The organism is Arthrobacter sp. NPDC093125, from assembly GCF_044754225.1.
In the GTDB taxonomy this organism is placed as follows: domain Bacteria; phylum Actinomycetota; class Actinomycetes; order Actinomycetales; family Micrococcaceae; genus Arthrobacter.
This window is the reverse complement of sequence record NZ_JBIVOQ010000025.1, coordinates 1-10,040: the sequence shown is the minus strand read 5'-3', so window position 1 is coordinate 10,040 and position 10,040 is coordinate 1. Positions and strand designations below refer to the sequence as shown.

General features: G+C 66.3%; 11 protein-coding genes. 7 read left to right on the top strand and 4 right to left on the bottom strand.

Annotated features, from left to right (window positions below; all coding sequences use genetic code 11):
• Nucleotides 1–92: 92 nt before the first annotated feature.
• Genes otnK (ACIP9X_RS21735) through ACIP9X_RS21705 form a run of 7 tightly spaced genes read left to right on the top strand, consistent with a single transcriptional unit; the run spans nucleotide 93 to nucleotide 6,527 of the window.
• Nucleotides 93–1,376, top strand: a complete 1,284-nt coding sequence (gene otnK, locus ACIP9X_RS21735; RefSeq protein WP_400481824.1) for a 3-oxo-tetronate kinase — start codon at nucleotides 93–95, stop codon at nucleotides 1,374–1,376.
• Nucleotides 1,363–2,535, top strand: a complete 1,173-nt coding sequence (locus tag ACIP9X_RS21730) for a lactonase family protein (protein WP_400481823.1) — start codon at nucleotides 1,363–1,365, stop codon at nucleotides 2,533–2,535. Before otnK (ACIP9X_RS21735) ends, ACIP9X_RS21730 begins: the two co-directional genes overlap by 14 nt.
• Nucleotides 2,536–2,547: 12 nt before the next feature.
• Nucleotides 2,548–3,903 carry a TRAP transporter large permease subunit gene (locus tag ACIP9X_RS21725; protein ID WP_400481822.1) on the top strand — a complete coding sequence of 452 codons (1,356 nt, stop codon included), beginning with the start codon at nucleotides 2,548–2,550 and terminating at the stop codon, nucleotides 3,901–3,903.
• Between the two features lie 22 nt (nucleotides 3,904–3,925).
• On the top strand, nucleotides 3,926–4,207 hold the full coding sequence (locus tag ACIP9X_RS21720) for a hypothetical protein (RefSeq protein WP_400481821.1): 282 nt from the start codon (nucleotides 3,926–3,928) through the stop codon (nucleotides 4,205–4,207).
• Between the two features lie 13 nt (nucleotides 4,208–4,220).
• Nucleotides 4,221–4,937: a hypothetical protein gene (locus ACIP9X_RS21715; RefSeq protein WP_400481820.1), complete on the top strand. Its 717-nt coding sequence runs from the start codon at nucleotides 4,221–4,223 to the stop codon at nucleotides 4,935–4,937.
• A complete protein-coding gene (gene otnC / locus ACIP9X_RS21710; RefSeq protein WP_400481819.1) occupies nucleotides 4,934–5,560 on the top strand; it encodes a 3-oxo-tetronate 4-phosphate decarboxylase in 627 nt (208 codons plus the stop codon). Before ACIP9X_RS21715 ends, otnC begins: the two co-directional genes overlap by 4 nt.
• A 43-nt stretch (nucleotides 5,561–5,603) precedes the next feature.
• Nucleotides 5,604–6,527 carry an AEC family transporter gene (locus ACIP9X_RS21705; RefSeq protein WP_400481818.1) on the top strand — a complete coding sequence of 308 codons (924 nt, stop codon included), beginning with the start codon at nucleotides 5,604–5,606 and terminating at the stop codon, nucleotides 6,525–6,527.
• Nucleotides 6,528–6,571: 44 nt separating this feature from the next.
• Here the strand turns inward: ACIP9X_RS21705 and ACIP9X_RS21700 are convergent, their stop codons facing one another.
• The 4 genes from ACIP9X_RS21700 to ACIP9X_RS21685 all read right to left on the bottom strand — a co-directional run.
• Nucleotides 6,572–7,573, bottom strand: a complete 1,002-nt coding sequence (locus ACIP9X_RS21700) for an amidohydrolase family protein (protein ID WP_400481817.1) — start codon at nucleotides 7,571–7,573, stop codon at nucleotides 6,572–6,574.
• Between the two features lie 91 nt (nucleotides 7,574–7,664).
• Nucleotides 7,665–8,003 carry a putative quinol monooxygenase gene (locus ACIP9X_RS21695; RefSeq protein WP_400481816.1) on the bottom strand — a complete coding sequence of 113 codons (339 nt, stop codon included), beginning with the start codon at nucleotides 8,001–8,003 and terminating at the stop codon, nucleotides 7,665–7,667.
• Between the two features lie 49 nt (nucleotides 8,004–8,052).
• On the bottom strand, nucleotides 8,053–9,336 hold the full coding sequence (gene otnK / locus ACIP9X_RS21690; RefSeq protein ID WP_400481815.1) for a 3-oxo-tetronate kinase: 1,284 nt from the start codon (nucleotides 9,334–9,336) through the stop codon (nucleotides 8,053–8,055).
• On the bottom strand, nucleotides 9,333–10,040 hold a 708-nt coding region (locus tag ACIP9X_RS21685; RefSeq protein ID WP_400481814.1), incomplete at its 5' end, for a hypothetical protein. The genes ACIP9X_RS21685 and otnK (ACIP9X_RS21690), both read right to left, overlap by 4 nt.

Below are 10,040 nucleotides of genomic sequence, written 5' to 3'. Positions count from 1 at the left end.
GGCGAAGTCCGCCCCCAGAACACAGACAGCCCCGATACTCCCGGCCAGCCGCACTCTTCCGCCGGGGCGGGCATCAACGAATAGGAAGAACAGTGATAGGTGTCATCGCCGATGATGTGACCGGCGGTACCGACGTTGCAGTCGCCTTCCGCCGCGCCGGACTGGCCACAGTCATTCTCTTCGGTCAGCCCGCGGAGGACACGGCCCTGCCGTACCATGACGCTGTGGTCATTGCACTGAAGACAAGGACCCTCCCGGCCGACGACGCCGTCGCCGAATCCCTGCGCGCCGCCGCCTGGCTCAAGAACCACGGCGCCGGCCAGCTCTACTTCAAATACTGCTCCACCTTCGACTCCAAACCCGAAGGAAACATCGGCCAGGTCGCCGACGCACTCGCCGACTTCCAGGGCGCCAGGCTGACCGTCGTCGCTCCGTCCTCGCCCGAGCACCGGCGCACCCAATACATGGGCAACCTGTTCGTCGCCGAACAGCCCCTGGCCGAGTCGCCCATGAGCCACCACCCGCTCACGCCGATGACAGACTCCAACGTCGTCCGGCTGCTGACAGCCCAGACTGACCGCCCGGTCGAACTCGTCACCCAGAAGACAGTCCGGACCGGCGCCCGGGCCATCCGCGAACGCCTCGATGAGCTCGCCGCCCGCGGAATCCGCTACGCCGTCACCGATGCGATTTCAGCGGCGGACCTGCAGGCCATCGGTGACGCCTGCCGTGATGACGTGCTGGTGACCGGCGCCGCGGGGCTGGCGGGCGGCCTGGGCCGTGCACTGGCCGGCACCAGGGTAACCCGTCAAGGCCACGGCGACGATCCGGTCGGGGCTGGCAGGGCCGTGGCCCTGGCCGGGAGCTGCTCGGCCCGGACCCGCGAACAGGTCGCCTACATGCGCGACCACGACCCGGCCTTCTTCCTGGATGCCGAGACAACACCGGACTCCGAACAGCTGGCAGCATCAGCACTGGCCTGGTTCGAGTCCCTGCCGGCAGATGCCCTCCCCCTGATCTATTCCACCCTTGAACCGGCCGAACTGCGCCGGTCCCAGGAGCTCCTGGGCGCGGAACGTTCCGCCCGGATCCTGGAAACAGCCACCGGCCTGATCGCGCGCGGACTCGTCGACCGAGGCGTCCGCCGGATCGTCACCGCCGGTGGTGAAACCTCCGGAGCGGTCGTCTCCGCCCTCGGGATCCAGGGCGGCACCATCGGAGCCGAAATCGCCCCCGGTGTCCCCTGGATCTACACCACCGGCCCGGTGCCGATCGCGGTACTGCTCAAATCCGGTAACTTCGGGGCCCCCGAGATGCTCGTCCAGGCCGTGCGCGCAGGCACCCGCACCGGGGAGGCCAGCCTTGCCGGACACTGAACTCGCCTATGTCGGATCACGGACCAGCGTGCTGCGTGAAGGACGCGGCAGCGGCCTGGAAGTCTTCGAGATCCTTGCCGACGGACGCTGGCTGCCCCGCCAGAGCATCGGAATGGACAACCCAAGCTTCATGATCCTGAGCCCGCACGGCACCCAGCTCTACGTCGCCCACGGCGATGGAAACCAGGTCAGCGCCCTGGAGCTGGACCCCGCCACCGGCCGTATCGATTACCGTGACACCGTCGATGCCGGGGGAGTGAACCCTGTCCATCTGGCCCTGAGCCCGGACCGGAAGTTCCTGCTTGTCGCCAACCACAACAGCGGCACCGTCGCCAGCCTCCGCATCCATCCCGACGACAGCCTCGGCCCCGTCACCGGGCTGTTGTCCTTCGAAGGAGAAACGGGTCCGCACCGCCGGGACCAGAACAGCTCCAAACCGCACCAGATCGTTTTCGATGCCGCCGGCCGCTACGCCCTGGTACCGGACAAGGGCCTTGACTCCGTTTTCACGATCTCCGTGGACTCACAGGGCGCATTGACGTGGCATCAGGACAGGACCGTCCGGCTGCGGGAAATGTCAGGCCCACGGCATCTGGTGTTTTCCCCCTCCAACCGGCACGTCTATTCGGTCGAGGAGTTCCTGTCCACAGTCACCACCTACAACTGGGACGCTGACACCGGAACACTGCGCCCCGTCCAGTCACTGACCTCGCTGCCGGACACCGTCACCGGTGACAGCCGCGGCGCCGAAATCGCGGTCAGCGCCGACGGAAACCACCTCTACGTCTCCAACCGCAGCGGCCCTGGGGACCATTCCCCGGGTGGAGACTTCCCTGACACCATCGGCACCTACGACATCGACCCGGACACCGGACGGCTCGGCAACGGACGATGGACCGAAACCCACGGTATCCGGCCCCGGTTCTTCTGCCTGGACACCGACGGTGCCGCGCTGCTCGTCGCCCACGAACGAGGGCACTCCATCGCCGCCCACGCCCTGGATCCGGCCACCGGAACCCCAGGCCCTGCCGTGTTCCGTGCCGCGACCGGCAGTCCCGTCGCGATCCTGCGCCACCGCATACCCGTCCCGGCCATCGCTGATGAGTCCGCCGATCCTTCACGGCACCGCCTGGACGCGGCAGACCGTTCCACCCCTTAGAAAGGAGATGACGTGGGTATCGCCGTCTGGGCACTGATCGTCTATCTCGCCACCATTCTCATCTGGGCCACCATCGTCAAACGCGGTATCGGTGAGGCCATGATCGTCGGTTTCCTCGTGCTGTGCCTCTTTGGCGGCGCGGACTTCTTCGCTCTTGTCGGGACCGGGCTCGGTGAGGCCTTCAAGCAACCTGTGGTCTTCGCCGCCATGTCCTTTACGTTCATCGGCTTTGTCCTGACCCAGACCGGCATCATCCACCACCAGGTGCACATCCTGAACTCCATGCTCGGACGGCTACGTGGAGGCGCAGGGTACGTCTCGACGCTGGCCTCCGCAGGATTCGGCGCCCTGACCCACTCGGCATCAGCGAACGCCGCCACCATCGGTTCGGTGACCATCCCGTGGATGGAGCGCTCCAATTGGCCCAAGCACATCGCCTCCTCCGTGGTGGCAGGCAACTCCGGCAACGGCACTGTCATCCCGCCCAGTGCCTCTTACCTGATCCTGGTCGGCCTGGCCACGGTGGGACCGAACATCGACAAGAACGCCACCCTCGTGGCCATGTTCGCAGTGGCCGGCTACTGCGTGCTGTGGCGGCTGCTGTGCATCTTCTACTTCGTCCGCCGGTACAAGATCGCCAAAGTCTCCGGCGAGGAGCTGATGCCGCTGCGCCGGTCCCTGAAGCAGGGCTGGCGTTCACTGATCGTGTACCTGGGCATCGCCGTGCCGATCCTGCTGACCGTCGGAGCCGGCGCCGAAGCCGTTGCCCGTTTCCTGGGCGATAAAGGCCCGGACGCCGTCAAGGCCATCGACATCCTGCTGTGGATTCCGGTCCTGCTGGGCATCCTGAGCCTGATTATCGGCCGCAAACAGCTGCCCTCCTCCCCGCGCGCCTGGTATGACTTCATCGCCAGCACCGCGCCCCGGTTCAAGGACATCGGCGCGACCCTGGTCTTCTCCTTCGCCGGCAGCGCCGTCCTCCTGGCCCTGGGCCTGGATAAGCAACTTCGCGACGCCCTCACGGGCCTGAACGCGCCCGCCATCGTGACAGTGCTGATCATTGTGGTCATCATCGCCCTCGTCGGCGGTCCGCTAAGCGCCACGGCCACGGCAGCGACCCTCGGAGGCGGAGCGTTCGCCGTGCTTGTCGCCGCCGGAGTCCACCCTGCACTGGCCGTCTGCGCCATCATGGTCGCCATCTCCACCGAAGGCGCTTCCCCGCCCGGTGGACCGTCCATCTTCATCTCAGCCAGCATCGCCGAGGTGAACCCCGCTAAGACGTTCGTTCCGCTGGTGGTGTTCTACGTCGTGCCATTCCTGGTCATCCCGGTGGTCGTGGCCTTCAACCTGCTGCCGATTCCGCACTAGCCGGACACAGAAAGGCTGTTCAATGTCCTCTCAGAAACACCTGGAATCCGGACCCCGCTTCGGGCCGCGCCGCAAGGCGCTCATCCGTGTGCTGACTATGCTGTTCGTCGTGCTCCTGGTCACCATGCTCGCCCTGGGCACCGTACTGGTACTGCTGCAACTCGCCGGGCTCCTGATCGGCAACAGTGATGTCATCATAGGCGTCTCCAAAGCACTCGGCCCCTTCACCTACTGGGTAGCGGCCGCGTTCGGCACCTTCACCCTCATCCTCGCCATGGCCCATGGCTGGAAATCCGCAGACTAGGAGCACTCACACAGTGACCGAAACCCACGCCACCCCGCTGATCTCACTGATCAGCGCCACGCCCCTGGCGATCCCGCCGGCTGCCGGCGCTTTCCGGGAGATCTTCCCCGAAGCCAGGCTCTGGAACCTGCTCGATGACCGGCTCCTGGACGACGCGACGGAACAGGGCGGCGTGACCGAAGGGCTCGCTGATCGCATGACGCGACTGATCCGCCACGCGGTCACCGAAGGCGCCGACGGAATTCTCCTGACCTGCTCCATGTACGGACCCATCGCCGAACGGCTCTCCACGGAACTAAGCATCCCGATCTACGCCCCCGACGCGTCAGCCTTCCAGGCAGCCCTGGACGGGTCCTATCAGCGGATCCTGCTGCTGGCCTCCGCCAAGGGACCGCTCGAAGATGCCCTGGAACGGTTCACCCGGATCGCAGCCGCCACGGGACAGGAGCTGGCCGTGACAGGGACCGTGGCCGAGGGCGCCGCAGCCGCGGCCGCCGCCGGTGACGCGGAGCTGCTGGGCCGGACCCTGGAGGTTGCGTGCGCCGGGCAGGAAGCGGACTTCGATGCCGTGCTGCTGGCCCAGTACTCACTTTCACCGGCCGCAGATGCCCTCTCCCGTACCCTGGGCAAGCCCGTGCTGGCCGGCCCGAAACTGGCCGCAGCCACCCTGCGGGCCCAGTTGCTGGGCGACCGGGCCAGTGCAGACGTCAACATGAAAGAGAACGCATGAGCACCGAACGCCGTCTTCGGGAGAGCGTCGTCGACGCTGCCCGGTCCATCTTCAACCGTGGCCTGACCCACGGACGCACCGGAAACATCAGTGTCCGCTGTGGTGATTCCATCCTGGTTACCCCCACGGGCAGCAGCCTGGGCACCGTCCTGCCGGACGAGCTGTCTATCATTGACGCCGCAGGACAGCACATCGGCGGGAATAAACCCTCCAAAGAAGCGTTCCTGCACGCGGCGGTTCTCCGCGCGCGCCCGCAGGACAGGGCCGTCGTCCACACCCACTCCACCTACTCGGCCGCCGTGTCCTGCCTGGATCACAGCTCTACCGACAGCGTCATCCCGCCGCTGACCGCGTACTTTGCCATGCGCGTCGGTACGCTGCCCCTACTGCCGTACCACGCCCCGGGAGACCCGACCCTGGAAGGCCTGGCCGAGGCCACCGCCGCCAACCATCTGGCCATGCTGCTGAGCAACCACGGACCCGTGGTCGCCGGCAAAGACGTCGACAGCGCCATGGACGCGCTGGAGGAACTGGAAGAAACGGCAAAGGTATATCTGCTCCTGCACGGGCACAGCACCCGGCCCCTCACGCCGGAACAGGCAGCTGCCGCCGCGCGAATCTGAACAATGACTGAACTGGGGCTGCCGGCCAGGTCCGGGAGCTGAAATGGGCGGGGTCCTGGCAGGATTCGCCCTCGTCGGGACCATCATCCTGATCGGCTACCTGGCAGGGCGGTCCGGAGTCGCCGGCCCCCACGCGGGGCCGGTGCTGTCCCGGATCGCCTTCTTTATTACCAACCCGGCCCTGCTGTTTACCGTCCTGGCCACGTCCGAGCTGCACGCCATCTTCTCGGCGCTGGTGCCGGTGGCCTTCGCCGCGGCCGTACTGACCTGCTTGATCTACTGGGGCCTAAGCGCGTTGTGGTTCCCGCGGAAGGGCGCCGAAACCGTGGTCGGGGCGATGGCCGGCTCTTACGTCAACGCCAACCACATCGGTATTCCCGTGGCCATCTATGCCATCGGCAATGCCACACCGGTCGCGCCGGTGCTTCTGGTCCAGCTCCTGGTGCTCTCGCCGCTGTTCCTGCTGCTGCTTGATCTCACCACCGGGAAGAAGCCCACCCTGAAGTCGCTGGTCTCCCAGCCGGTGCGCAACCCGATGATCATCGCCTCCTTCCTCGGTGCCGTCACCGCCTGGACCGGGCTGGAATTGCCGCCGCTGATCTGGGACCCGCTCAAGGTCCTGGGCGGGGCAGCAGTGCCGCTGGTCCTGATGGCCTTCGGCATGAGCCTGCCCGGAAGCAGGCCGCTGCGGTCCGGCGGGACCCGCACCGAAGTCCTGGTCGCCACCGGGCTCAAAGCCGTGGTCATGCCTGCGCTGACATATGTCCTGGCCCGGTACGTCTTTGGGGCCGATGCCGGGCAGACGTTTGCGGCGGTGATCATGAGCGCCCTGCCGACGGCCCAGAACGTCTTCCTCTTCTCCAGCCGGTATACCCGGGGAGCGGCCGTGGCGCGCGATGCGATCCTGCTGACATCGGTCGCGGCGATACCTGCCGTGCTGCTCGCAACGCTGTTACTGGGCCGGTGACAGGCGCCGCAGGCACCGTCTTAGGGCACCTGTCACCCGCCCCCTCAGAATCCGTAGAGCGTTTCCGGGTTGTCCACGAGAATGCGCTTCCGATCCTGCTGGCGCGGAACCCAGGATGCAAAGAGATCGAGCATTGCGGCGTCGTCGGGCATGGGCACTTCACCCCGCGATGCCGTCGGGTGCGGCCAGTCGCTGCCCCAGAGCATCCGCTCGGGGGCAGCCTGGGCAAAGGCTGCCCCGACCGCTGAACGGTCACTGTAGGAGGGGGGTCCGACGGGTGATTCGTGGTAGACCCCGGAGAGTTTGACCCAGGTTTTTCCGGTGTCCACGAGTCTGAGGATGGCAGTGGAGGCCGCGTGTGCGGTACCGACCCCGCCCGGGATGCGGCCCATATGATCGATCACGAGATCGGTAGGCAGGTCGCTGATCCGGGCAAGATTTTCCAGGATTCCCTCTGCCGTCATGTGAATCTGGACATGCCAGCCCAGATCCGCGACGCGTTCGGCCAGCGGCCGGATCAGCTCGGCACCGGCGCCGCCGGGACGGGTCAGGTTGAACCGGATGCCGCGGATTCCGCCCTCGTCCAGGTCCTTGAGCGCCGCATCCGAGAACGTGTTGTCGATAACGGCTATGCCGCGGGCATTGCGCAGGCCGAGCTGGCTGATGGCGTCCAGCGTGCAGCGGTTATCAGTGCTGTAGTTCGAGGGAGTAACGACCACGGTACGTTTGGTGCCCGTCCGGCGCTGCAACAGCCTGTAGTCCGACACGGTTGCCTTGGGCGGGGGAGTGGCGGTCGGCAGCGGGTACGGAAACCTGTCCGGGTCAAAGATATGCATGTGACAGTCCGTAGCCTGGCCCGGGACCCGGTACGCGGCGCGGGCGGATCCGGCGGAAAACGGAGCCTGGCAGGTCTCAGCTGCCTGCGCCGACGCGGCACCTCCCGCTGCCAGCGCCACGCCAGCCAGCGCGCCCCGAACCAGAGTGCGCCGGCTGAATGATCCGGATGGGATGAAGGTGCCGGAATCCGGCCCTGACTGAGGTGTCATGGGGGTCTCTCCTTTGAGGAAGCTTTGCGCACACCTACATGTGAGGCGCGCCACATCCATCATGGAGCAAAGTGGCCGACCAGTCAACCACTTAGGTTTGTGGGTGACGTCCCTTGCCAGGCATTTCGTCAAAGCTGGCCAGCAAGTGGCCGCCGACCTCGGCCTGGCTGCCCGGGACGACGAGACGGGCGGAGACTTCCCTGTAGGCCAAGAAGTGCGGTGCGCTCAGGTGCTCCTCTTCGAAGGCCGCGCGGTCCCGGTATACCTCGTAGAAGGCAAACCGGTTTGACCTCGCGCCGCTTTCCACGACGTCGAAGCGATAACACCCGGGTTCGTCCTGGACGGATCGCTGGGCGTTCTCGGCGATGGCTTCCAGGAATTCCTCGCGTCCTTCAGGTTTCACTTCCAGGGTGACCCAGAGACTGAACACGTGTGCTCCTCCATTGTTGGCAACCGGTGCCGTGACTGACGGACGTGATTCAGGCTATCGGGGCCAGTGCTGTTCCGGGGCTGACGGACCGGGTCAGGAAGTCAATGTCACCGAAGTTGCCGGACTTGAGCAATAAGGCAATCGGGGCGCTGCCTGACGTGAAAATCCATGGGACTCCGGGGGCTGCCTCGGGCCCGATAAGGCCGCCGCTGACTTCCAGCGCTGTGACGACGGAACCTGATGTTTCGCCGCCGGCGACGACGACGCGCCGCACGCCCCTGCGGACAAGTCCCCGGGCGATGAGTCCCATGGCTGTTTCGAGGATCTGCGCAGACTCAGCGACACCCAGCAGGCTTTGGGACTCCCGGAGTTTTTCCGGAGGCAGCGAGGAGTAGATGAGCGGGGCTGGGCCTGTCGGCTGTGTCTCGTACCAGGCCAGGGCGGCCTCTGCCAGTAACTGTGAGTCCGGGACGGCGACCGCATCGAGCTGGTAGGAAGGGTGGCCGGCTGTCTGCATGGCGGTGATTTGCTGAAGTGTCCGGGCCGAGCAGGAGCCGGCCAGCGCGATGGCCGGACCGTCGTTCCCAGGCGCATCCGCCGGGGTTGCTGGACTGCTGGCGGGTGTCGCGCGTTCGGCGGCCGCGGCGGCGAGTCCGGCCGCCAGTCCGGCTGCCCCGGATACGAAGGGATGGTCCAGGCTTGCCCGCCCGATGATGGCGAGGTCGCCGGCTTCAACGGCGTCGACGACGGCATATGCTGTGCCTTCGGCCCTGAGGCTGGTGAACTTTTCCGCGAGGGCGCCGGGGCCGGTGTGCACCTCCTGCAAGGCCACGAGGGAGACGGTTCGTGCCGTTTGGGTACGGAGGAGCTCCGGCACCCGCGAGTCCGTCATGGGCGTCAGGGGATGGTGCCGCATGGGCGAATCCGACAGGAGCTGGTTGTTGACGAACAGGTGGCCGTTGTACTGGGTGCGTCCATGAGCGGGTGAGCTGGGGACCACGACGGCGAAGTCGCTGCCTACCAGGTCCGCGAGGGCGTCACAGACGGGACCTATGTTGCCTGCGGGCGTTGAATCAAAGGTCGAGCAGAACTTGAAGAAAAGCTGCCGCGCTCCGGCAGCGAGGAGCTCCCGTGCCGCCTCAAGGGATTGTGAGATTGCCTGATCCACCGGGAGGGTGCGGGTCTTGAGGGCGACAACGACGACGTCGGCACCGTCGCCGGCCTGCACGGCGTCCTGGGTCCCGAACTGAATCAGGACCCGGAGGCCCGCCCGCCGGAATGCGACGGCAACATCGGTGCCGCCGGTGAAATCATCGGCAATTACCCCGATCATCGGGAACCTCCTAGGGTGGTGCGGCGAAGTGCCGCGGCTGAGCTCAGCGGCCCGGAGAAGACCGGTATGCCGGTGGACGTTTCAAGCGCCCTGGCAGCAGGGGCCAGGGAATACTGGGCGAGCAGGATCGCATCCGGGGCTGTCGGCTGGGCGCTGACAGCGGCCACCAGCGCGGTCACCAGTTCCGGGGTGTTTCCTGTAAGGGCGGCAGCCTTTGCGTTCTTCGCGACGGCTCCCCGGATTTCTACCGGCACGGCCCGCTGGGTGCACTCATTGATGAACCGGTTGAGCGCTACTGTCAGGGGCTGGGGTGCGCTGGCGAGTACCAGCACGGTTCCTGGTGTCCCCTTGAGGACCCCGTTGAGCGCCATTTCGTCGGGATCAAGCAGTGGTACCGGGCATGTGTCGGCGTAGGACCGGAGCGCGGTCGCGTAGACCGGACAGGTCAGAAGGATTGCGTCTGCTCCTTCGATGACTGCGTGGTCAATGAGGCGATGCATGCGTTCGGCCAGGGATCCGGTGACGCCGCGGGGGTCCGCGTCGTCCTGCAGACGGTCATCGAGAATGTTCCAGAGCCGGGCTTCTGGAAATTCGTCGGCGAAGGCGCTGTTCGCAGGCGTCATTGCTGCCGGGTTGGCGCTGATCAGCGCTACCAGGGGACGCTTTTGTCCGCGGGACATGGTGGCTCTCCTGGTCAGATAGCG